We start from the raw sequence: 22,735 nt of genomic DNA on the forward strand, positions 1-22,735 counted from the left end.
CATCTATTGTTCTATACCCAAACCGTACTAGGAACCCCTCCATGGAAACCATTCATACTTTGACGGATCTATTGGTCAACAGTGGCTGCCAATATCATATCTACGATATCTCAAGACGCGTACAACTGATTGATAACGACCAGTTTGCTGCCGTCGAACGTGCTAGCCAGCCTTACCCTTATCCGATTCAAAGACAGGCTCAGTTTGCCATCGCCTATTGGAACGAAGAAAAACAGCCTTGGATTTGGTTCCTAAAATTCCAGCTTGATGAGCGTGGTTTGCTAAGCCAAGGTGATGTTGGCCAGTTTCTAAAATATGTTCTTGAAGCTATGGGAACGCGTCTTGGAAAAGAAATGAGTGAAGAGCAGCAACAAAAGCTGTCCAACAACCCATTTACGTTTAAGCCTACAGACGACAAGTTAGCTGTATTCCATAGCTTATTGAGAGCAGAACTCGATCTCACCACCAGCCAATACTACCAGCATGCTCGTGATTACTTCCGCGGCGACCTTGGCTGGGAAAACTGGCAAACGGTTGGACTGCAAGGCATCACAGATATGGCAGCAAGACTTGGGCAAGAAGAAAATGGCCGTTTGATCCGCACCAGTCTGCGACACCTCGCCAGCGAGCCACGCTATGCTCTGCTTGGTGCACTTGAACATGTGGCATTGCCAGAAAAGCTCTCCACAAGTTTACGCGAACTTGCTCAATTTGAATGTGAGTCCGATGATCCGGATCTGTTCTTGTTAGCGGCCTATGCTCGCGCGCTATCAGGTGGCAAGCCTGAGCAACTTGAGTCACTGGTGACTGAAATTTTGGCCAGTGCGCGTTTGAGCCACCAAGAAGTGCTGATCGCCATTGCTGGCCGAGCATGGCAGCCTCTGACTACCCCAGCCTTAGCCGAGAAGTTCTTGGTACGTTTGGCACAAACTGGTAACCAAGGCTTGTTTAATCAACTATTTGCCGATCTGGTGATGATGCCGAGCCTGCGTTTGGTGCTTTTGCCATTGCTGCACTCTAGCCCATCACCAGAGCTCGCCAGCGCATTGGTCGCGCTACAACAGGCGGCAACACAAGGAAAAACTCACTAGGAAAGTGAAATGATAGATAATCTTTTGATGATATTGGCGCTGAGTATGTTCTGCTTTGTATTTTGGCAGCAGCGGCGTCAATCTGAGATTGCTAAGGCGGCGGTAACGCGTCGCTGTAAAGAGTTGGATCTACAAATGCTGAGCGTCTCGTTTGGCGCTCACAGGTTCAGAGATGCCAACGGCCGCTTCGGTTGGCATACTATTTATGAGTTTGAGTTTTCAGCACTTGGTGATGACTATTATCAAGGTAAGCTGGTGATGAAAGGCTTTCATGTGCTGAACTTTCATTTTCCAGCACACCGAATGTAGATTGAAACTGATAGTACGGGCCATGCTCATCTTCCGCTTGTCCGTACTGCTCAAACCCGAGTTTACTCAGTAACCGAATCGAAGAATCGTGGTCTGTATCGACGCTTGCTTCTAGCCTTTTCAGCCCTAAGGTATGTACCGCATCGGGAATAAAGGCTCTGAGTACCTCTGTCGCAATCCCTTTGTTCCAATATTGCTTATCAAAGATATAGCCTATCTCTCCTTCACCCTCCGCGCCGCGCTCAATAAAAATGTGCCCCATATAGTCGCGCGTACGCAGATCCAATACCGCCATCGCAAAGAGCTTAGGTTCACTTAGTATCGCTTGAAATAACTGGCGTGCAGTCGCTAGTGTATGAGGACCATTCATGTGTTTGCGATTTTTCGCGCACACGTTAAGCATCAGAAAATCCGACTCTAAATAGTCGGTATAGGGGACGAGAATGGTTCTGCGAGTAACTATTGTCATTGACTTCCTTTTCGTTGATAACCATCAAGATAACTTCATGATTCCTTGGAGTAAATGCGACACTTAAATCATAAATATAAAACTTAGGGCTTATATATAAGAAAAGCCCCAACACTTGCGTATTGGGGCTATAGTCTTACTCGCAGCAGTCCGGCTACTAAAAATGCTCCATGCATCATCCGTAATAGTGGCTGAATCCTTCAGCTATATCCATTCGTCGCCGTCCTAGCGGTGTCCATCTCATCCAATGACGCTAACCATCCCAGTCAGCTCGCTTCACTTGTTCCTTGAGCGGTGTCCTTGACCATCATCCTGATGGGGTTCCTGCACTCTTCCTGAGTATATCCATTTCCTTAAAAATCACCGTCCTGATGATTGTTCGCTTCCCGCGCTATCCTAACTTCCGTGCTGGTTACGTTTCCCTTGGTAACCAAATCTTCTTCCTGAAGATGACCTTCCAATGTCATTCCTGTTCCGTGTCAGCATCCTTCCGACAGGTTCTAATTTACCCTAATGGCGATTTTGGACAATCTACCCAATACAAAAAGTTTTGCACCGACACTGTTAAATCAAGGTTAAATACTATACTAAACAAAGGCTTAAGGATTTTTCCTTCCAAATTTCTGGCGATCTTTTCTCTTTATCTCACAGCTCGTGTGAGAGATCTCGCACAGGGGGTTTCCAAATTGGCTAATACCTTAGATTCGCGTGTGACCGTTAACTGGTGATGCCCGTCACATAAGCTCCGCCTGTACCTCCCTTAGATTCGAAGGTACTATTAATGCAAAGCCTATTTAACGGAATAACCACCATGATTACCAAAGATGTCTCTGCTGAGATTGAAGCTGCAATCAGCTCATTGCATGCTGAGGGAAAAGAGCCGACCGTTGCCCTAGTAAAGGCGCGTTTGAAGACAAAAGTACCTATGCCTGCGCTGATCACCGTGATCAAATCTTGGAAGAGCAGTCAGCACGTACCTAAAGTAGAAATCGCGGCTGAAAAGGCCGAGCAACCTATCGAGCTAAGAGTGAAGGAATTAGAACAACAAGTTGCCGCGCTGACTCAGCGATTGACTGCATTGGAGCAATCTCGTGACTGAACCGTTAAAACAAGCTGTTAAGATTTGGGTCGATGCTGATGCTTGCCCAAAAGTGATTCGAGAAACACTGTGCCGCGCCGCTGAGCGTACTGGTTTAACCTGCACCTTTGTGGCTAACCACACCGTGCCTGTGCCAAAAAGAGACAATATCCACTCACTAACCGTACCTGCTGGGTTTGACATTGCGGACAATGAAATCGTCAAAAGAGTGAACGCCGGTGACTTGGTTATTACCTCCGATATTCCATTGGCAGATGAAGTCATCACCAAAAACGCTGTGGCGCTCAGCCCACGCGGTGAGCTTTACACCAAAGATACGATTAAGGCTCGCCTCAATATTCGTGACTTTATGGATACCATGCGCTCTAGTGGTGTTCAAACTGGCGGTCCTGCCCCCCTTGGGCAGACAGAGCGCCGCGAGTTTGCCAATCATTTGGATCGTTTTTTAGCTCGAGCAACACGCTAAAGGCGCCTCGTAAGATGTGATTGCTAGGCAAATGTCTCGCAATCACTCGTGCTCAATTTACTTTCTAGATTCATCGTTCCTAAGGCTTAACTGCGACAGTGACCAAACATTGTTTCATTCTTTTGTGCAGCCCAGGCTCCAATGTATCCCAGTCAAACTGTTCTATATGTCCAACAGCGCTTGAACTCTTTAGCTTTTCTTTGGTTTCATTTTGCATCTGCCAATAGTCAGGTGGGGTACCTTCCCAGTGCTGATAGTCAAACCCTCTAAGATAGCCGTAGCAATACAGATACTGCATATAGCCCGCGTTAAATGGTTCATCCGTTTGAGCTTCGGGGATTAAATGTGGCAGGTAACTATGGCGAAACTCGCTCTCCGTTTCCTGAGCCTGACGATAGATTTGGGCAATATTGTTGCGTCGTTGATATTTGATCATAGTTTGTATCGAACGTCCCATGATACCCGTGAACGAAGGCATCGTTTCACTCCACTTCGCACCTAAGCGCGTGTTACTGATAACCCATACGTGACTGTTGATATGCGTCTCTTCTGTGAACTCAAGTCGTTCAATCAGTTCTCGAGTATTGTCGACAGCCTCTGAGGCATCAAAATAATCAGGCAGAAAAAATACTTGGGACACTACGCCGCCATCAACATGCATCTCGTCATATTTAACACCATCAATATTTACCGAAATTAACACTGGGTTAAATACACCGGGTATGGCCGCTGAAGCAATGATGACATCCTGAAACAGTTCTACTGATTTATCTCCTGGATGTAAGGCGATTTCCCCCATATTCCAGATGACTGAGCGCTGAGCATCTAAGTGGGTTGTTTTAACCAAAAACAATCGTCCTCGCAGATGTTGCTCTCTTACCTTATCTAACACATCTTGGTCTATAAACGCTCTCACCATCTGTTCAAACGGCGTCGTATCAATGAGAGATGGGCTGTGAGTGAGAGCCCACAAACCTCTCTTATTGTAGATGTCTTCGTCTGATGTTTGGGTATACAGTTCTCTCAGTGCCGGATCAAAGTCTTGCCCCAGAAATGCATACAAACCGATGATCGCTCCAGTACTAATGCCTGTCACCAAGCGGTATTCTGGTCGCTGTCCACTATCAGATAATCCGTTGAGTAAACCCGCACCATAGGCGCCTTCTGCACCGCCACCAGAGATACTCAAATGATCTATGGATTTGGTTTGATTCCCCATATCATTCAAGAGGCTTTTGTCTAGCTGTGTATGGAGCGAATGCGCTCCCTGCTGCCCGATATCATAATTATGAGTTAAGTCCCCCCAAGTACGAATACTGGGATCAAACATCGCCTCATCAGCAACCGCCATATCAGGTGTGAGCGCATTTCTTTGCATACTAGGTGCACAGGCCGTCAGCAATGTGCAGCACCCAGCAAAGAGAAGCAGTCTGAGTTTCATCAAAAACGTCTCCCCAAAGATACAAAGGCGGATTTACGTTGGCCAAACCCAGCTTCTGCCAATACATCCCAATCACGGTTGAGTGAGTATTGAAAGCCCGCCAGTGCATTCCATTTTTGTTCGCTTCGTTGGCTGACCTCAAATCGTGTATCGTCGATTAAAAAGTTCATGTCACCCAAGTCCAGCCCGAGTGCTTTGATATCTCCAGAGAGATGTTGCTGAACATCTTGATACATGGCACCGACAAACACTCTGAGTTCTCGACCACCGTCGTATTGCCAGCGATGTCCTACTCTCGGCGCAGCAACAAACGTCTTTATACTGCCATCAATAGCATCAATGTCGGTATAGGTGTAATTCAAATCCAGTAGTGCAAACCAATTATTGATACCACCAACAACCGTAGTTCCAACGCCATAAGTAATACCACTCATATCCAAAGTGAACTTGGCATCTTCTACAGGAATAGAAATACCGATGATGGAGATAGAATCAATGTCTGCGGTACTTTGCGCTTGTGTATACCCCAAAATTCCATACACATTCATAAAAGGCAGTAACCAAACATCGCCACGTAGGGTGACATTAGAGCCTTCAAACTGCGCCTGTTTCGCGTCTATATCAATGATATCGCCAACCCCACCAGCCAGATTGATGTTATCAATAGTGACTGGGTTACTTATGTCCATATAAGAGAGCGACAAGCCATAGGGCTTTGGTAGCGTGTAGCCACGCTGCGCCGCTTGCTCTCCCCAAATTGGGAAGATTGAATCCTGAGCCAAGCTGGTTGATGACAGCGTTAAAACTGTCACCAAAACAATGAACGGTTTCATTTTGTTACCTTTCTGATATTTAAATTTAAAACATGAACGGTCTAACGATGACCGTTACAAAAATTGCAAAAATGTATTTATAATTAGGGCGTTGGCAATGTCGATAAAGAAACCACATACCAAAGGTACGATAATGAAGGCCTTATGAGCCGCACCATATTGTTGTGTTACTGCCGTCATATTAACGATGGCTGTGGCTGTTGAGCCTAATGTGATCCCGCCAAAACCAGAGCTAATAACCGCCGACTCGTAATCTTTCCCCATGAAGCGAAATACGACAAAGAGGGTGAACAAAATCGATGCTGCAACTTGGAACAACATAACAGTACCGATGAACAGCATGGTGCTCTGCAGTTGCCAAAGCTGAAGCCCCATCAGTGCCATGGTTAAGAACATTCCCAGACAGATATCAGAAATCAGAGTTTGACCTAACTGCGCGTTTTCACTCACTTTCTTTTTAAGAACCAGAAGCTTAAAGTTACCAATTAGAATGCCCGCAACTAGGCAAGCCACGAACATTGGCAATTGCAACCCCATCTTGCTAAGCCCCATGTCAATAAAGTAACCAAGGATCAAACTGAGGTTCAGCATCAACCATGCGTAGAGATAACCAAAGTGATCGAGCTTTACGGTTTGGTTGTGGCAAATACCGATGTCCAGTTGAGTATCACCCTGTGACTGAAGACGATGTTTTTTGATTAGATAGTTGGCAATCGGGCCACCAATTAAACAGGCGAAAATCAATCCAAGAGTATTGCTTGCGAGTCCAACTTCAGCGGCGCTCTCTAGACCCATCTCATTGAAGCTCGGCGCCCATGCCATCGTGGTACCCACACCGCCGATAAGTGAAATAGAGCCCGCCATCAGACCCAATACTGGCTCTAGGCCAAGCATGGTAGCAACGCTCACTCCAATACCGTTCTGGATCGTGATATAGACCACGCTTAATGCAGTAAGGATTAATAGTGGCTTACCACCTTTAAGCAAAGTAGAGAAGTTTGCGCTCAGACCAATACCAGCAAAGAAATAAAGCAACAACGCGTCACGTATGCCTAAATCAAAACTAATTGTGGTATCAAAAAAGGCATAAATGACAGCGACGACAATGGCGCATGCAAAGCCACCAATCACTGGCTCAGGTATGCTGTATTTCCTTAATATTTCGTACTTTTTTGTCATTAACTTACCGACAAAAAGAAGAACAATGGCTAGAGTGAAAGCAAGGAAGCTATCCACTTCAATAATATTCATTTTATTTACCTTGGTGTGTTTCTGTATTTTAAATAAGTGACTAAGAGAACTTAGCTGCCATCACGTAAAAGAATGTTAAATAGAGTGAGAACATGAAAGCAATATGGACATATTTTTTAATGCTGTGACTTTTCATAAATAAACAACTTGGCTGATTGCTAATAGAAACAATGAGGCCTGAATAATCAGGCCTCACTATCATTAGAATCCAAATGAGTATTTAATTAGTGACAGATTGTCACCATGTTCACGCTTATATTCGTAAGCCAAGCTGTGATTGTTCATAAAGGTGTAACCTAAGCTCGCTTTTACATCCCAACCTCGTAGGCTCTCGTTACCCTGGTTGGTTTTTAGGTCGTTATAACTGTAGCTATATGTTGGTGCTACGCTAGCCCATAGGCCTGATGATGTGTTGTAGATTGCGTTCAACGTTAAATCACTGTAATACGCACGGTTTGACATTTCATTGTGGGTCATTGAGCCTACAGAAAGCTCAGGCAAGAATGAGAAGCCAATGTTATTGCCGAACATGTAGTGCACTGATAGTTCAGTAGATTTTGCCGTCAAGTTCTCATTTTTGTAGTTCTTGTCGTGGTCATAAGCCAGTGTCCAACCTAGACCTGTCTTGCTGATTGCGCTAAGAGAAATGTTGTGATTATCGAAGCTATCTTCTGTCGTGTACTTACCCAGTACAGACCAGTTTCGTGACATTTGAGTATCAAACTGAGCCGCTAGATACGCACCATCAGAACCATAACCAACAGAAGCACCAGTATAAAGCTCATAAGGGTTAGCAAAATTCACACGCTCTGATGCAATTGCAGAAGCAGACATTACGATAGAAGCGGCAATAATAGTTAATTTAGACTTTTTCATTTGTGTATCTCTTTTAAGTAAATATTGAATTTATGTTTTGTCTGATTCCCTTCAATGAGGATAAGTATACGGATTTCATTTTCCAGTGGAATGAATAAGAGCTATTCATATTTGCACTAAGGGGATGATAAATGGGTTAATCACCAGTATTTGACTAACCAAAAGTAACAGAGTGTGTATGTGGCTTTCACAATGTGATTATTATGGTCTTAAAAAGTGCAATCAAAGAGGAAATAACACCAAGTTTGGTTTAACGCATGAGAAAGCAATATTGCAAATAAAAAAAAGCCTGAGTACTTGACTCAGGCTCTCTGCGTAACTTAGTTCGTTTGTGGTTCGGTTGGCTGCTTGATTCTGAAGAACAGCGCATAATTCAGAGGAATCACCAGCAATGTCAACGCCGTAGCGAACAACAAACCAAACATGATCGTGACGGCCATACTCTTGAAGAACGGGTCAACAAGCAGAGGAGCGACACCCAATATCGTCGTAGCAGCGCCAAGGATAACCGGTCGAGCACGGCTCATTGCTGCCGATATAATGGCCTCATAAGGCTGCGTACCAGAGGCTATCTCCTTGTCAGCTTGGTCGACCAGAACGATGGCATTTTTCACCATCATACCTATCAAGCTCAAGAAACCCAGAGTTGCCATAAACTCGAAAGGTGTCTGGAAGGTCACCAGTCCAATTGCCACACCACACACGGCTAAAGGTACCGTACACCAAATTACCAGAGCCTGACGAATACCGTTAAACATAAACACTACGGCTAAAACCATGGCGGTGAAACCGTAAGGTGCAGATATCTTGAGTCCTTCGTCGGCTTCTTTGGCATCTTTGTACTCACCGAACCATTCCAGTTCATACCCTACAGGTAATGGCATGTTTTCAATATCTGTACGAACCATTTCCATCGCTTCTGACGTTAGAATACCAGTCGCAGGGTCAGCCTGTGCCATAATAGTTGGCACTCGGTCAATACGGCGCAGCATTGCGTCTTGCCATTCAACGCTTGAGCTTTCAACCAGTTGCTCTACCTGAACAAACTGTCCAATCGCGGCACTATATACTTTGGTATTCTCAATCACACGATCATGGTGACGCTCTGATTCTGGAGAACGGACCACAATCGGGATAAGATCATTGCCTTCACGGTAAACACCCACATTGCGACCTGACAAGGTTTGTTGAATCGCTTGATTTAGCTCTACCGTTGTCAAACCAAAACTCTGCACTTTTTCTGCTGAGTAGACTGGCCTAATGACTGGCACTTGTTGACGCCAATCATCCTGAATCGCTACTAATGCAGGTGACTGCTCCATAATCTCTTTTGCTTGTTCAGCCAGTTGTCTCAGTACTTCACTGTCAGGACCTTTAAAAGCAACCTCGATTTTTTTACCGCCGCCAGGGCCAAGCATAAACTTCCAAGCATTAATTGAAGCATCGGTATAACGTTCATTCAGTTCAATTTGTAGCTCAGCGACTAACGTTTCTATGACTTTGTAGTCATCCACGTCCACCAACATTTGCGCATAGCTCGAGTTTGGTGGTTCCGGAGAGTACGTCAGCATAAAACGAAGCCCGCCCGAACCGATGAAGCTTGTCGTGCCAGTGATATTGGCTTTTTCCCATACGTCTTTTTCAATCTGCGCAACGATCTCATGCGTACGCTCGATGTCTGTTCCCTGTGGCAGACGAATATCAATAGCAAACTGCTCTCTTTGTGACTCTGGCATAAAGCCTGGAGGTACGTGACTGAAAGTGACAACACCAACAGCAAACAGACCAACAACAACGACTAAGCTCTTTTTCTGATTGTTTAATACCGCTTGCAGTACACGCTGATACGCAGCACTGATCTTACTTGGCTTTGATACTTTATTCGCATTAACTTTCAGATAATCATGGCAAAGCATTGGCGTAACGGTTACCGCAAGCACCCAGCTAAGCATCATAGAGTACAGAATTACCCAGAATAGCGACCCTGCATACTCACCCATGTTCGATGGTGAAAGACCAATAGCGCTAAATGCACAGATACCAACGATTGTACCGCCAAGTAGTGGCCACTTAGTTTCGTTGACAATATCGGCAACGACTTGATTGCGGTCAGCATCTGGATTTTTCTGTAGACGAGTGAGGACACCATCCGTTACTACGATTGCGTTATCGACCAGCATACCAAGAGCAATGATCAAAGCACCCAGTGAAATACGCTGCATCGCAATGTCATCAATCAACATGATGATCAGCGTACCTGCCACGGTCAGCACCAGAACAAAACCAATGACGAGACCCGTTCTTACCCCCATAAATAGCAGCAGAACAACAAACACAATAACGACTGCGGCAATCAGGTTATTAATAAATTCAGAAACTGAGTCACGTACTGAATCAGACTGAATCGAAATTTCATGCAGTTCAATCCCGTGAGGACGCTGACTTTCTAGTTCAGCAATACGCGCTTTTACTGCATCGCCCATTTCAACTACGTTGCCACCAGCAACGTTGGATATTCCAAGGCCAACTGCACGTTTGCCGTTGTAACGCATAAGCACTGATGATGGCTCTTCGTAGCCACGAGTGATGCTGGCGACGTCCGACAGCTTCATGATCGTATTGTTATCACCAATGGCAATTTTCAGATTTTTTAGTTGTTCAAATGAGCTGATGCTAGACACTGGAGTGATTGCAACACGCATCGTATTGGTGTTGATAGTGCCTGCGGTAGAAACCATGTTCTGACGCTCTAATACGTTGTAAACCTGGTCGGCAGACACACCAAGCTGCTCAAGGCGGTCACTGGCAATCTCAACAAAAATAACCTCATTTTTTTCGGCTAACGTAGCCGTTTTCGATACACCCGGTACCAAAGCCAACTCTCGGCGTAACGTATCTACGTAGTCCTGCAACTGCTTATCACTGTGACCTCGGCCAGTAACAGCATAGAACTGGGCGAACACATCGGCGAAATCATCATTAACGATCGGCGCTCCTGTGCCAGGAGGTAGGGAACGCTCAGCATCACCAATTTTGCGTCTGACTTTATCCCAAACTTGCTGCAATTCCGCTTCGTTGTTGGAGAATGCACGTTTGATTTCAACCGTGACTTCTGACATGCCTTGTTTCGACACCGAAGTGATTTCCTTCACTTCTTGCAGAGACTGTAAAGCCCCCTCTACAACGTCAGTAACCTCATCAGAAACTTCTTGCGCAGTAGCTCCTGGGTATGGGGTGACAATCACGGCTTGGCGAATAACAAACTCTGGATCTTCAAATCGACCAAGCTTTAAGTAGCTGATGTATCCACCGATAAGAGTCAGCGCGATTAATACCCAAACGCTCGTGCGTTTGGCTATGGTGAAATTTGCGATGTTCATTATTCTGCTACCTCAGTTGCCATTGGTCTAACTTCTTGCCCTTCGGACAAGCCCAAAGTGCCTGCTGTAATCACCTTCTCTCCAGAATTGAGCTTTGATAATACTTCCACGCGATCCCCTGCCATAGAGCCCGTTTCAATCACTCGACGATGAATAATATTGTTACTATCCACTACCCATACATACTGATTCCCTAGGTTGTCCGGCGAAATAGCAGAAAGTGGAACAGTCAGCATGCCGTTTTCTTTTTCGGTTGACACAGAAAATACTCGTACTGTCATGCCAGGAAGCAGAGCCGCCTGTTGCGTATCTTCAAATTTCAACGTGACACCATACGTTCGCGATGCTGGATCTGGTTCGGTTTCAAATGTCTTCACTGACAAGTCAAAGGTTTTACCTGGGAACAAAGACGAACTTGCTAGCACTTTTCGAGCACCATTTGACTGCGCCATAATTCGTTCGGGAACCTGAATCATTACTTCTAGCAGGCTCAAATCATGGATGGAAACAATCGTTTCATTACCTTGAACCTGAGTATAATTGTCCACCATTTTACGGCTAACCATGCCGTCAAATGGTGCTCTCAATGTCATGTCTTCTAGGCGACGCTGAGCATCTTCCAACTTGCTTTCTGATAGCTGATAACGAAGTTTAATTTCATCTAATTGGCTTTTTGAAATAGCTTGTTTACCGTTATATAGCTGCAAAGCGCGTTGGTATTCTGTGTGCGTGTTTACCAACTCATTTTTGGCTGCAGTTAACGTGATCTCTGCATCAACAGAATCAAGTTTTGCAATCACTTGACCCTTAGAAACCCTATCTCCTTGCTGAACCAAGAGTTCATCAAGACGACCAGAGGTACGAAATGATAGGTCTGCGCGGTTAGAAGACTGAACCACACCATTGAAGTACAAATCTGCTACAGCCTGCGCAGTAACAGTTTCAGTGAAAGCAGGACGAACGACAGGGGCAGTTTGCTCTGCAGCCTGCTCGCTCTTGCATCCGGTGAGTAATACCGAAGCGGAAAGTCCAACTGCCACAAAAAGAGGTTTGGTATTAAAAAGGGCTGACAACATTGGGCGATTCACGGTTCTCTCCAAAAATTCTTTAAAGTGTCGAATAAGATTTAGACATTTTTGTCTGTTGGCTGGCAGTTTAAAGAATTCCCTTCACCGCGCTACGTTTAGCAGTTATTCATATTTGCAACTTGGCTTTTTGCAATAATGAATAACTCTTATTCGTTCAGTTTGTGGCGGTTGCTAAGTAGGCTTACAGTGAAAACTTGACTGTATTAAGAGGTAAAAATGAACAGTAGGCACCCACTACGGCAAACCTACTATCAAGAATCCATCCATCTCAATGACAGGCCCTATGGCCTATTAGACATTGGGGACGGAGCTTGCAAAGTGATTCTTGTAGCAGGAATAAATGAAGCTGACTACAGCAAAAACGCGAGACTTGGTCGAAGAATTGTAATCGATATTTCAAAGTCTTGGAGCCATGATAGCCACGCACTAACTAAGCAAGAACTAGAACAGTTAGCCGATGATATTCACCTACTATTGGACGTATTCTGGCTAGATTGTGTGATATTTGATACGACACTTGATGGCCTGGATCTGTCTTTTATAGAAAAACGACTTGCGGTTCGTCAGTGTGGCGAAATCTGTGTGAATTGAGTCAAGTAAAGAATGTAGCCGCGCCAAAAAGCTGAGCCTTTATGAGGTTCAGCTTTTATTTTTAGTACATGGCAACTAATAATCACTTTTCCAGCAAACCTCCTTAACATAAAAACAACAAACACTTCTGCGCTGTGATAGGGTTAAGAATAGCCACTCAGATATAGCAAGGATCGCCTCTGGTGTTGTTAAATTTAATGAATGCTCTCTCACTCCGTAGCCATTTCATCAGAAAGATGATACTCATCGCTCTACCTATTGCCTTCCAGAATGTACTTTACTCAAGCCGAGGTCTTATCGACGTCATCATGCTTGGTCATTTGGGAGATATAGAATTAGCCGCCATTGGTGTGGCAGCACGAGCCATTTTTGTTACCACTATCATGATAGTGGGCACTACGACGGCAGGCGCGTTAATAACAGCTCAATATTGGGGAGCAAAGAATGAGAAAGGAGTTAGAGAAAACACAGCCCTGACATGGGTTGTATCGAGTATTCTAGGGGTAATTTGCGCATCAATATTTCTACTATTCTCTACTCAGATAGTGTCACTAGTGACTGAGGATAACTCAGTTATCAAACTAGGGAAGTTGTATTTATCTATTGCCGCGCCAAGCATGTTAAGCGTGGCCTTCATAACCACGATGCTGTTTGGCTTGAGAGCGATGCATAAGCCCGGTGTCAGTACCTTTTTTAGTGCCGTAGGCTTGGTGATTTATATATTTCTCAATTGGGTACTCATTTTTGGACATCTGGGCTTTCCTGAGCTCGGGTTTAAAGGCGCGGCCATTGCAACTCTATTAAGTGGGATCGCCGAGTTCCTTTTGCTCTATATGTTCATCTACAGTAAAAAATATACGGTTGCTTTTAGTTCTCGAGATGTAGTTAACTGCATTCAAGTCAAACAGCTATCTCACTTTATGAAGATATCTGCCCCTACAACTCTGAATTTCCTAGTGTGGGCTGCGGGGTTATTTGCCTGCCACGCCATCATGGGACAGACTGGAGTCTTAGGGCTCGTTGCTCTATCTGTAGTGGCGCCAATTGAATCATTTGCTCTCTCTGTCGTGATAGGACTCTCAAGTGCTGCTGGTGTTTTGATAGGCAACAACCTTGGAGCCAGAAAGTACAAGAGCAGTTGGATCTATGCCAAAAGCGCAATGGTACTCAATATCAGTTGTGCTTCAGTCGTCGCACTGACCGTATATCTATCTCAAAATTTGCTGCTCTCAATGTTTCCAGCGCTCACCGAAGAATCGTTCGAGCTGGCAAAGTATTTTATTCTTGTCTTGTGCTTGGGGATTATGCTTCGCTCTATTCCTATGATGGCAATTACAGGGATTCTACGCGCTGGAGGAGACGTCAAGTTTTGCCTTTACCAAGATCTCATTGCGCAATGGTTAATCACGATACCGATATCATTTCTGGCCGTTTATTACCTTAATATCGGACCGTTATCAGTCTTCTTGTTATTTTTGCTTGGGGAGCTCATTAAGTGTATGAGCTCCATTCTAAGAATAAGAAGTAAGAAGTGGATTCAAGGTATCACCTGATATCAAACTAGGTTTTGTCTAGCTCTATGTCAGGTTGCAGAACTTTGTTAAAAAAACTTTGTATTGTCTGGTGTAAATACTGATTGAGAGGATAGCCACGCTTGGCTTGCAAATAACCACCAACGACAGACACGCTTCTTAACTCTTTGGGCATAATCGGAAGTGGATAGCAGGAGAGCTCATCGCTGTGGGTGAGCAAGTAACTGCTACTAAACTTGAACGCATCCGACTTGGTTAGTTTATCTACTGCGATAGGAATACTGTGCGTATTCAGCACAATATTAGCCGTGTAACCTTTTGAAGTAAAAAGTGCATTTGTATAAGGATCACTCTTAGCACTCACAGCATCCGAAAAAAGCTTAACCATTGGAAGCTTATGAATAACCTCCCAGTCAGAAGTCTGACTCAATACAGGATGGTTTTTTCGTGCAACTAGGTTGATTTTAATATCAGATAAATGATGCGTATAGATGTCTTGAGGCAACGAGTAAGGCTCAAAATGAACCAGATAGTCTACGTGACGATCGAGTATTTGTGAAAGTGTGTCCTGCTGCCAGTAAACCATAGACAAGCTTGCCTTAGGCAAGGCATCGGCTAAAGCTTGGTATATCCCTCGTCCAAATATTTCAAGCAAACTTAACTCAAATGCGATCACAATTGAGCCTTCGTGATTGTGAGGTTCAAAGGAGCTGTAAGCATCCAGCACTTCAGTAAACGGAGTCAACATATTATCTGCAGCTTCTGCTAACTTTTCAGCAAGCTCTGATGGCTCTACACCGTGCGCTTTGCGAATAAAAAGTTGGTCGCCAAAAGTCTCCCTTAACTTTGCCATGCCGCGACTAACGCTAGTTTGAGAAATCCCGAGTATTTCACCAGCTTGAGAAACGTTTCGTGTTTCAACAACCACTTTTAAAAGCGTTAAGAGATTTAAATCAAGATTTTTTATTGATTTGCTCATCCATGAAGCCTTTTCCAATGCCATTCATCAAACATAAAAATAACATTTGGCAACATGGTCATCAACAAAGGCTGGAGAATCCATAGAAAACCGCACCAGAGCAACACAACTATTCTGGTGCAGTTTCGTTACACTAGCACTACCTCTGTTCGCCTTTGCCAAACCGATATACCAATCGACCAGTCGCTATGCTTTCACTTGCTTTGGCTGAAGGTCGCCCTGAGTGTCTCCATTCGGCCTGCAGAGCCCAGTTTGGGTGAAGTGCGTAATGCAACCCTGCTCCAGCGTTTAGCTTGAACTGCTTGGTTTTAGTGTCCTCATTTTTCAAGCTTTCACCAAAGCCAGCCGTCACAAATGGGCGTAGTTTGGAATCCGTATTAAAGTAATAGAGGCCATTCGCACTGTAGCTTTCGTAGGTCACAGATTGACGAGTGTTTCGGTCATTCAGCGACGCCCGAGTATAAGTTAGGTGTCCAGACAGTGCAGGGCTGAAGTGTAAGCCCACCGTGAAGGAGGCACCCATACCTGAGTCTAGCTCCCAGTAATCCGATGGCTCTACATAACTCGCACCCGCCGAAACTCCAACGATACTATAAGTCACAGGGTCTTCACTGCTTTGAGAGTGGTAGCTCTTTCTGGTTCGTGACGAGCCTGGCGTCGTATCGAGGGCGTACTGCACTTCAAACCTAAATTGACGCTCAGAAACACCATTCGGCGTGTTGACATTTTGTACCCCTATAAACCCAGTACCTGCTTTTACAATCTCTTTTCCTGCCAGATGGTTAACGCCATTTCCAAGACCATCAACAGGGTCAAGTAAGAACATCGATATGTTACCCAGTGACTTTGAACCCCAGACCGTTCCCCCCGTCAGTCGGATTTCTTGCTCTTTATTGTACGCCCACTCGCCGTATACCCAACCTAGGATAGGCGTAACAAAAAGATCCTGAATAGAAGGGACCTCAGCAAAGGCTTCGATGCCATATTCCCAATAAAACGTCGACATCATGGCTGAGTATACAAACGAATCCCACTGTCGATAACCAGATTTACGAGCAGCTTGATAGTACACTCCTCCGAAATAAGGGTGGCCGATATAGTTGATAGCCCAGTCGTCGCGATCCCAAGTAGGACCACTGCTAACGTTATCAACCCATTTACTAAACAGATCGTCCCCGCCTTTTTCCCAATTTGTGATGGACTCTGGCATGAGAGCTAAAGCACCCGCTACACCTACACCATAGGCAGCAATTGACTTTGTTTGCGACCATAGCCTAGCGCCATCTTCACCATTTTGAGGAGAGAATAAAGACACACGATAAGGGTTGCTGTAAACGTGGTTGGTGTCTGAAAGCTCTTCCCATGCTGTATTGGACTTCTCTGGGTGAGTTCGGATAGTAAAACCTGAACTCTGAGGCTGTGCGATCTCTGAGAACTCGGTCAGTGACGCTTCCCAGTGTTCGATTAGCTGAGATTGCTGTTGGTCACTATCTAGTGGCAGTGCATTGGATAAAACAGGCGCGCTTAGTATTACCGATGCGGCAAGCACAGGTCTGATTAGAGTAGTCATTATAGTGTTTCTGCTTCTGATATATTTAATTTATGTCCATCCTTTGTGAGTTCTGAAATTCATATTCCTTAAATTTCGTTGCCATCAAACGCTTCTTAATTAATGAAACGAGATGTTTTGTTGGGAGGGAGTTTAAGGGCGTTATAGAAGCAAATGAACGTATATCAGAAATTCAAAATTGATGTATCAGAGCAGCAAACGGCTACGAAGCGTAAAAGTAGTCGATGGAAGAGAAAGATATCGAGCGAGGGAGAGGCGAGACCCGTTGGATTAAAGTCTCGCACTATCTGAAAATTAGTGACTCATAGGCTGTACAATGGAATTGAAGAAGCTTTGTAGTGTTTGGTGCAAAAATTGATTGATTGGGTAGCCACGCTTTGATTGTAGATAACTGCCAGAGACACTGAACTTCCTTAAATCTCTTGGTATGGTTGGCAACGGGTAACATTCGAGCTCATCGCTGTGTGAAAGCAAATAGCTACTACTGAATTTAATCGCATCAGAATTCAGCAACTTCTCCACCACTATTGGCACACTGTGGGTAACTAAACAAATCTTGGGATCATACCCTTTGTTAACATAGAGCTCATCAAAAGGGTCGTGCTTACTTTTCATTGCTTCCGCCACCAACTTAACCAAGGGAAGATGATGAATATCCTCCCATTGGGTAGTTTGACTGAGAACAGGGTGATCTTTTCGAGCGACGAGACTGAGGGTAATTTCCGATAAATGATGGACATAAATGTCTTGTGGCAGCGGGAGTAAAGTGTAGTGAATTACATAATCCAGTTGCCTATCAAACATATGATGAAGCGAGTCTTCCTTCCAATATACCAATCTAATTAACGCATTGGGTAATGCCTGACTTAGAGCTCGATACAGTCCAGGGCCAAATATCTCCAGCAGGCTGTGCTCAACAGCAATAGATACACTGCCATCGTACCCTTCAGGGTCAAATGTCTGGTAGGCTTCCAACACCTCGCTAAATGGCTTTAACATGTTTTCTGCGGCTTCGGCTAGCTTCTCTGCTAGCTCAGAAGGCTCTACACCGTGAGCCTTTCGAATAAACAATTGATCGCCAAAAGTTTCTCTTAGCTTTGCCATGCCGCGGCTGACACTGGTTTGAGACACGCCCAGGATTTCAGCAGCTTGCGAGGTATTGCGAGTTTCTACGACGACACGAAGCAACTTGAGTAGATTGAGATCAAGCTCTTCCAATTTAGATTGCATGTGACACCTTTCCTCTAAAGAACGCGTTATCTTCATGATAGTACAGCAAAAGAAGCTAGATGAAGTAGTACAGGGTATCCAAAGTGTATTTTTTGTGTGGAAACGTAATTGCGCGGAGAGTTGGAAAGAATGCTGAGAGTGATAGAGTCAGCGCACGGTGCGCTGACTCTATTTATATTAAATTTGCTTAAGGGCGCGGTAAGTAATCCGCTTTACCCACCCACTTGTAGCTGGTTAGCTCTTCCAAGCCCATAGGGCCGCGAGCGTGCAGTTTTTGAGTCGATACTGCAACTTCGGCACCAAGACCAAACTGCGCACCGTCCGTGAAGCGTGTAGAGGCATTCACGTAGACTGCCGCTGAGCCAACAGAATTAATGAACTTCTCTGAGTTCACTAGGCTGTTAGTCATGATAGCATCTGAGTGACTAGCGTTATGAACTCGCATGTGGTCGATCGCTTCTTCAACATCAGCCACGACTTTCACGCCTAAAGTGAAGCTTAGCCATTCGGTATCGAAATCGCCTTCACCGGCATCACGCAAGTCATCAAAACCCGCCAACATCGCTTTCGCTTTTGGCTCTGCAACCAGTGATACTTTACCTTTCAAGCGATCGGCGATCATTGGAAGGAACTCAGCAGCAACGTTCTCGTGCACAAGCAGAGTATCTAATGAGTTACATGCCGATGGGCGTTGCACTTTTGAGTTCTCAACCACATCCAAAGAGCGAGTAAGATCCGCGCTGTCATCCACGAAGATATGACTGATGCCAAAGCCACCGATGATCACTGGGATGTTGCTGTTCTCTTTACACATTTTGTGCAGGCCAGCACCACCACGCGGGATGATCATGTCTACGTAATCATCCAGTTTAAGCAGCTGAGAAACCAGCTCACGATCCGGTTTTTCGATGTACTGTACTGATGCAGCAGGCAGACCCGCTTTATCAAGTGCAGACTGAATCACTTTAACCAATTCCATGTTAGAGAAGAACGTCTCTTTACCGCCACGAAGAATACTGGCGTTACCGGTTTTCAAGCACAGTGCTGCGATATCAATCGTAACGTTTGGACGCGCTTCATAAATTACGCCAACAACACCAAGTGGCACACGGCGGCGCGATAGGCTCATGCCGTTTTCAAGCACTTTACTGTCGATTTCACTGCCAACAGGATCAGACAGCGTGATAACGTTGCGAACGTCATCCGCAATACCTTTCAGGCGCTGTTCGTTCAGAAGTAGGCGATCAAGTAGCGCATCAGTTAGACCGGCTTCGCGGCCTAGGTCGATGTCTTTCGCGTTCGCGGCCAAAATGACGTCGGCGTTTGCTTCAAGTTCATCGGCGATGATTTGCAGTGCGCGATTCTTTTGCGCCGTTGACGCGGTCGCCAAAGCAAAGCTGGCTTGCTTCGCGTTTTGGCCTAATTTAATCATGTCCATAACGGTTCCCTTTATTCTTAATCTTGAATGACGACCATATCGTCGCGATGAATCACTTCTGCACCATAATCATAGCCAAGCGTATCAGCAATTTCTTTACTGTGCTTGCCAGCTATTTTGGCCAGATCCACATCGGAGTAGCCACAAATTCCCTTTGCAACCAAAGCTCCGTCATTGGTCGTCACACGTACCACTTCACCACGAGCGAAGCGGCCTGAAACTTTTATTACCCCTTTAGCAAGAAGGCTACTGCCCTTGCCTATTACCGCATTCACTGCGCCCGAATCGATAACGATATTACCGGTTGCTGCAGGACCTGCGAGTATCCAACGTTTACGATTTTCCAGCGCTTCTGGTAGCGGCAAGAAACGGGTGCCTTGAGGCTCGTCAGACAGAGAGTCGAATACGACGTTTTCCGCACTGCCGGCAGCAATAATCACTTCAATACCCGCACGGCGAGCAATGTCAGCCGCTTGCAGCTTGGTGGCCATGCCACCAGTACCTAAAGTGGTGCCGCTGCCACCTGCGATCTTGCGAAGCGTTTCGTCAATCGTTGTCACTTCGCGGATCAGCTCTGCATTTGGGTCTTTGCGAGGATCGGCAGTAAACAAACCGCGCTGGTCGGTAAGCAGCAATAGCTTATCCGCACCACACAAAATCCCCACTAATGCCGATAGGTTGTCGTTATCGCCAACCTTAATTTCACTGGTCGCGACTGCATCGTTTTCGTTCACAACTGGGATGATGTCGTTTTCAACCAAAGCATTGATGGTATCGCGCGCATTAAGAAAGCGTTCACGGTCTTCAAGATCGGCACGCGTTAGCAGCATTTGACCGATTTTAAGCCCGTAAATAGCAAACAAAGACTCCCATACTTGGATAAGCTGGCTTTGACCAACGGCGGCCAAAAGCTGCTTACTCGCCATCGTTTTGGGAAGTTCGGGGTAGCCTAGGTGCTCGCGACCCGCGGCAATAGCACCAGACGATACCATTACAACGGAGTGTCCAAGCTTTTTCAGCTCAGCACATTGTCTGACCAGCTCAACCATGTGCGCTTTATTTAGCGCTAGGGAACCACCTGTTAGGACGCTAGTACCTAACTTCACCACTACCGTTTTCTTGTCGGCAGTTTGACGAGTAATATCCGAAGTCATCTCTACTTGTTTGACGTGAAAAATTTAATAAGGAGTGATGTTTTAGCAATCAAACATCATTTGTACAAGTAAAAAAGCGAAGCGAGGGGAAAAGAGACACAAAAAAGGCTCCAGCGCTGCTTAAAGCAGGCATTGGAGCCTAACAACAGGCGATTATACGAACTCTACCGAGTCGTCGTGGATAGAGACTGCCAATTCAAATTTATCGTCTAGTGTCGCGACTAATTTTTGATGAAACACCTCTTGGGTGCGATTTATCTCACCAATAGCCGATTTTGGTGCTGTTTCCAAAACCCACTCGCCAGTTTGATTGTAACGACCAATTTGATAAGTCGCTTCAAACTCGCCATCGACTAGCGCTAGGTCAAGCCACCAGCCCCAAAACTCTCTGTCTTCTGGTGACTTGCTATCATCCACGCAAACCGAAAGACAATCGAAATGATAGGTACCGTCTTTGCACAAGGTTTCTCGCAAATACGGCCCAATAGCTTTAAACGCAGCAATTAAGCGATAGTGTGTAGGGGTTTTCGCCGTTTCTGACATAGTGAAACTCCGTTTCTATGTAAAATAGGGGTAAAACATAAATAGCGATAATAAATTGTGTTGAATTTATATTTTTATCATGCACTTGATTACACAATCATTTCACATAGTTCACTAAATCTGCACAAATGTCACTTTAAAAGTTCGTCCTCCAACCACTTAATAGCCATTTCGAGGGATTGCGCATACCCCTTTGCGATACCTTTCGCTGGTATCTCACGCGCTTTGCCATATTGACTAAACATCGCCAACAAGCGGTTATCGGACAGCGGTGACACTATGTCCCCTTCCATACTCATTGCCAGGATCGGCACTTTGGTTCGGCGAGATGATAAGAATCCTTGGATTTTCAGCGACCACGCCATCAGTTGTCCGGCAAGGCTGTTTATGTCCACCGCATCTTTACCAAGTCGTGACGCGAGCATATCGATGTACATTTTTGGCATTGATTGAATGATCTGCGGTGTCGCCAAGCAATGGTGAATGGGCGCGCCAAGCGTCACGCACGCTTTGATTTTATCTGGCTCAAGAAACGACAAACGCGCCATGGCGTTGCCACCAAAGCGAAAACCGAGCAAACCGACTCTAAAATGATCCACCCAAGGAATATGCGGAAGCTCACTTAATACCGCCTGGTGCAGACATGATGTGTCTTCGGTTAACGGCCAATGAGAGCTGTGTCCTATTGATGGCATATCTACGGTAAGCATGGCGATACCTGCAGGCGCTAGGTAGTCTCTAAACAGTCGCCACATATCTGTTTGCAACGAATCAAGCCCTGCACTCACAATAACAACCGGCTGAGGTTTATCGGTACTTACCAAGTGAAGATTGGCGGTAATGCGTCGATTCTGATACGGGATCTCTACTTGCTTGATGGTGTGACTGGTGCGTTTCGCAGCCTCATTGTAGGCGTTATTTGCCAGCACTTGTGCTTGCAGAGCTAGGTTGTCATTTTTAAGATGCGGGTAACCTGCGATGCTAAAACTTAGAGATGCTTTAAATAGCTCTTCCGCCGCTGCATCACCTTGCAAATCGTTGGCACGCTTTTGATGCATCATGCCATGCTTAGTCCACTCGTAGTTCCAGTTACCACCGTGGTACCCCATGACGGTATCAAGCCACTCATCAACGGTTCTTGAATGATCCGAAGAGGCAATTTTTGCCAGTACCGATTCTAGCTCAATCGGATCCATGCCCTGCCAAACCCACTGCAGACGCAACAAATTACGATACCAAGAGGTTGGCTGCTTTGATTGACGTTCCTCAAGCACACGGATACTGCTTGGCATGTACCGGATAAGGTGAGAGGTTTCTTTGGCCTGCTTGTTTTTTTCAAACAAGGTTTCAGAGATGTTTTTGCTGACTTCTTCGGACATACGCGCACCTAGCATT

The 22,735-nt window shown here is 45.4% G+C and carries 20 protein-coding genes; 6 read left to right on the top strand and 14 right to left on the bottom strand.

Going from position 1 to position 22,735, the window contains the following annotated elements; genetic code table 11:
• Positions 1 to 41: 41 nt before the first annotated feature.
• Positions 42 to 1,091: a DUF3549 family protein gene (locus AAA946_RS11945; RefSeq protein WP_338165050.1), complete on the top strand. Its 1,050-nt coding sequence runs from the start codon at positions 42 to 44 to the stop codon at positions 1,089 to 1,091.
• A 9-nt stretch (positions 1,092 to 1,100) separates the two neighbouring features.
• Entirely contained in the window at positions 1,101 to 1,400 is a 300-nt protein-coding gene (locus tag AAA946_RS11950; protein WP_338165051.1) for a DUF3301 domain-containing protein, read from the top strand.
• On the opposite strand, the gene AAA946_RS11955 is transcribed toward AAA946_RS11950, so the two are convergent.
• Positions 1,291 to 1,869: a GNAT family N-acetyltransferase gene (locus tag AAA946_RS11955; protein ID WP_338165052.1), complete on the bottom strand. Its 579-nt coding sequence runs from the start codon at positions 1,867 to 1,869 to the stop codon at positions 1,291 to 1,293. The two genes, AAA946_RS11950 and AAA946_RS11955, sit on opposite strands and share 110 nt — an antisense overlap.
• 811 nt (positions 1,870 to 2,680) lie before the next feature.
• Here AAA946_RS11955 and AAA946_RS11960 point away from each other — a divergent pair.
• Together AAA946_RS11960 and AAA946_RS11965 are read left to right on the top strand one after the other, a co-directional pair.
• Positions 2,681 to 2,968 carry a hypothetical protein gene (locus AAA946_RS11960; protein WP_338165831.1) on the top strand — a complete coding sequence of 96 codons (288 nt, stop codon included), beginning with the start codon at positions 2,681 to 2,683 and terminating at the stop codon, positions 2,966 to 2,968.
• Entirely contained in the window at positions 2,961 to 3,434 is a 474-nt protein-coding gene (locus AAA946_RS11965; protein WP_338165053.1) for a YaiI/YqxD family protein, read from the top strand. The genes AAA946_RS11960 and AAA946_RS11965 overlap by 8 nt, the downstream gene beginning before the upstream one ends.
• Positions 3,435 to 3,513: 79 nt before the next feature.
• Here the strand turns inward: AAA946_RS11965 and AAA946_RS11970 are convergent, their stop codons facing one another.
• The 6 genes from AAA946_RS11970 to AAA946_RS11995 form a co-directional block, all read right to left on the bottom strand.
• The gene (locus tag AAA946_RS11970; protein ID WP_338165054.1) at positions 3,514 to 4,875 is read right to left on the bottom strand and encodes a patatin-like phospholipase family protein; all 1,362 of its coding nucleotides are present in this window, start codon (positions 4,873 to 4,875) and stop codon (positions 3,514 to 3,516) included.
• The gene (locus tag AAA946_RS11975) at positions 4,875 to 5,708 is read right to left on the bottom strand and encodes a hypothetical protein (protein ID WP_338165055.1); all 834 of its coding nucleotides are present in this window, start codon (positions 5,706 to 5,708) and stop codon (positions 4,875 to 4,877) included. The genes AAA946_RS11970 and AAA946_RS11975 overlap by 1 nt, the downstream gene beginning before the upstream one ends.
• 54 nt (positions 5,709 to 5,762) lie before the next feature.
• Positions 5,763 to 6,959 (bottom strand): sodium/glutamate symporter, encoded by a 1,197-nt coding sequence (gene gltS / locus AAA946_RS11980; protein ID WP_338165056.1) that lies wholly within the window; start codon positions 6,957 to 6,959, stop codon positions 5,763 to 5,765.
• Between the two features lie 201 nt (positions 6,960 to 7,160).
• On the bottom strand, positions 7,161 to 7,835 hold the full coding sequence (locus AAA946_RS11985) for a hypothetical protein (RefSeq protein WP_107306754.1): 675 nt from the start codon (positions 7,833 to 7,835) through the stop codon (positions 7,161 to 7,163).
• Between the two features lie 320 nt (positions 7,836 to 8,155).
• Positions 8,156 to 11,215, bottom strand: coding sequence for an efflux RND transporter permease subunit (locus AAA946_RS11990; protein ID WP_338165057.1), 3,060 nt, complete (start codon positions 11,213 to 11,215; stop codon positions 8,156 to 8,158).
• Positions 11,215 to 12,303 carry an efflux RND transporter periplasmic adaptor subunit gene (locus AAA946_RS11995; RefSeq protein WP_338165058.1) on the bottom strand — a complete coding sequence of 363 codons (1,089 nt, stop codon included), beginning with the start codon at positions 12,301 to 12,303 and terminating at the stop codon, positions 11,215 to 11,217. The genes AAA946_RS11990 and AAA946_RS11995 overlap by 1 nt, the downstream gene beginning before the upstream one ends.
• A 216-nt stretch (positions 12,304 to 12,519) precedes the next feature.
• Between AAA946_RS11995 and AAA946_RS12000 the strand changes: the two genes are divergently transcribed.
• Positions 12,520 to 12,894 carry a hypothetical protein gene (locus AAA946_RS12000; protein WP_338165059.1) on the top strand — a complete coding sequence of 125 codons (375 nt, stop codon included), beginning with the start codon at positions 12,520 to 12,522 and terminating at the stop codon, positions 12,892 to 12,894.
• Positions 12,895 to 13,091: 197 nt separating this feature from the next.
• Entirely contained in the window at positions 13,092 to 14,447 is a 1,356-nt protein-coding gene (locus AAA946_RS12005) for an MATE family efflux transporter (protein ID WP_338165832.1), read from the top strand.
• Positions 14,448 to 14,454: 7 nt separating this feature from the next.
• Here the strand turns inward: AAA946_RS12005 and AAA946_RS12010 are convergent, their stop codons facing one another.
• The 7 genes from AAA946_RS12010 to frsA all read right to left on the bottom strand — a co-directional run bounded on the left by AAA946_RS12010 (position 14,455) and on the right by frsA (position 22,719).
• Positions 14,455 to 15,429 carry a LysR family transcriptional regulator gene (locus tag AAA946_RS12010; protein WP_338165060.1) on the bottom strand — a complete coding sequence of 325 codons (975 nt, stop codon included), beginning with the start codon at positions 15,427 to 15,429 and terminating at the stop codon, positions 14,455 to 14,457.
• A gap of 115 nt (positions 15,430 to 15,544) precedes the next feature.
• Complete coding sequence (locus AAA946_RS12015) at positions 15,545 to 16,975, bottom strand: DUF3943 domain-containing protein (RefSeq protein WP_338165061.1); 1,431 nt, start codon at positions 16,973 to 16,975, stop codon at positions 15,545 to 15,547.
• Between the two features lie 294 nt (positions 16,976 to 17,269).
• Positions 17,270 to 18,205 (bottom strand): LysR family transcriptional regulator, encoded by a 936-nt coding sequence (locus tag AAA946_RS12020; protein WP_338165062.1) that lies wholly within the window; start codon positions 18,203 to 18,205, stop codon positions 17,270 to 17,272.
• Positions 18,206 to 18,392: 187 nt separating this feature from the next.
• Positions 18,393 to 19,643: a glutamate-5-semialdehyde dehydrogenase gene (locus AAA946_RS12025; protein WP_338165063.1), complete on the bottom strand. Its 1,251-nt coding sequence runs from the start codon at positions 19,641 to 19,643 to the stop codon at positions 18,393 to 18,395.
• A 17-nt stretch (positions 19,644 to 19,660) separates the two neighbouring features.
• On the bottom strand, positions 19,661 to 20,797 hold the full coding sequence (gene proB, locus AAA946_RS12030) for a glutamate 5-kinase (protein WP_338165064.1): 1,137 nt from the start codon (positions 20,795 to 20,797) through the stop codon (positions 19,661 to 19,663).
• Positions 20,798 to 20,950: 153 nt separating this feature from the next.
• On the bottom strand, positions 20,951 to 21,340 hold the full coding sequence (gene crl / locus AAA946_RS12035; RefSeq protein WP_338165065.1) for a sigma factor-binding protein Crl: 390 nt from the start codon (positions 21,338 to 21,340) through the stop codon (positions 20,951 to 20,953).
• A 131-nt stretch (positions 21,341 to 21,471) separates the two neighbouring features.
• Positions 21,472 to 22,719 (bottom strand): esterase FrsA, encoded by a 1,248-nt coding sequence (gene frsA, locus AAA946_RS12040; RefSeq protein WP_338165066.1) that lies wholly within the window; start codon positions 22,717 to 22,719, stop codon positions 21,472 to 21,474.
• Positions 22,720 to 22,735: the final 16 nt, after the last annotated feature.

The sequence above is a fragment of the Vibrio sp. 10N genome (assembly GCF_036245475.1).
Taxonomy (GTDB): Bacteria; Pseudomonadota; Gammaproteobacteria; order Enterobacterales; family Vibrionaceae; genus Vibrio.

Bases quoted from the DNA above. Each gene is read 5' to 3' on its own strand.
- proB (WP_338165064.1), bottom strand. From the start codon at position 20,797: ATGACTTCGGATATTACTCGTCAAACTGCCGACAAGAAAACGGTAGTG.
- AAA946_RS11950 (WP_338165051.1), top strand. From the start codon at position 1,101: ATGATAGATAATCTTTTGATGATATTGGCGCTGAGTATGTTCTGCTTT.
- AAA946_RS12000 (WP_338165059.1), top strand. From the start codon at position 12,520: ATGAACAGTAGGCACCCACTACGGCAAACCTACTATCAAGAATCCATC.
- AAA946_RS12010 (WP_338165060.1), bottom strand. From the start codon at position 15,429: ATGGCATTGGAAAAGGCTTCATGGATGAGCAAATCAATAAAAAATCTT.
- AAA946_RS11975 (WP_338165055.1), bottom strand. From the start codon at position 5,708: ATGAAACCGTTCATTGTTTTGGTGACAGTTTTAACGCTGTCATCAACC.
- AAA946_RS11960 (WP_338165831.1), top strand. From the start codon at position 2,681: ATGATTACCAAAGATGTCTCTGCTGAGATTGAAGCTGCAATCAGCTCA.
- AAA946_RS11970 (WP_338165054.1), bottom strand. From the start codon at position 4,875: ATGAAACTCAGACTGCTTCTCTTTGCTGGGTGCTGCACATTGCTGACG.
- crl (WP_338165065.1), bottom strand. From the start codon at position 21,340: ATGTCAGAAACGGCGAAAACCCCTACACACTATCGCTTAATTGCTGCG.
- AAA946_RS11985 (WP_107306754.1), bottom strand. From the start codon at position 7,835: ATGAAAAAGTCTAAATTAACTATTATTGCCGCTTCTATCGTAATGTCT.
- AAA946_RS12020 (WP_338165062.1), bottom strand. From the start codon at position 18,205: ATGCAATCTAAATTGGAAGAGCTTGATCTCAATCTACTCAAGTTGCTT.
- AAA946_RS11945 (WP_338165050.1), top strand. From the start codon at position 42: ATGGAAACCATTCATACTTTGACGGATCTATTGGTCAACAGTGGCTGC.
- AAA946_RS11990 (WP_338165057.1), bottom strand. From the start codon at position 11,215: ATGAACATCGCAAATTTCACCATAGCCAAACGCACGAGCGTTTGGGTA.
- gltS (WP_338165056.1), bottom strand. From the start codon at position 6,959: ATGAATATTATTGAAGTGGATAGCTTCCTTGCTTTCACTCTAGCCATT.
- AAA946_RS12025 (WP_338165063.1), bottom strand. From the start codon at position 19,643: ATGGACATGATTAAATTAGGCCAAAACGCGAAGCAAGCCAGCTTTGCT.
- AAA946_RS12015 (WP_338165061.1), bottom strand. From the start codon at position 16,975: ATGACTACTCTAATCAGACCTGTGCTTGCCGCATCGGTAATACTAAGC.
- frsA (WP_338165066.1), bottom strand. From the start codon at position 22,719: ATGTCCGAAGAAGTCAGCAAAAACATCTCTGAAACCTTGTTTGAAAAA.
- AAA946_RS11955 (WP_338165052.1), bottom strand. From the start codon at position 1,869: ATGACAATAGTTACTCGCAGAACCATTCTCGTCCCCTATACCGACTAT.
- AAA946_RS12005 (WP_338165832.1), top strand. From the start codon at position 13,092: ATGAATGCTCTCTCACTCCGTAGCCATTTCATCAGAAAGATGATACTC.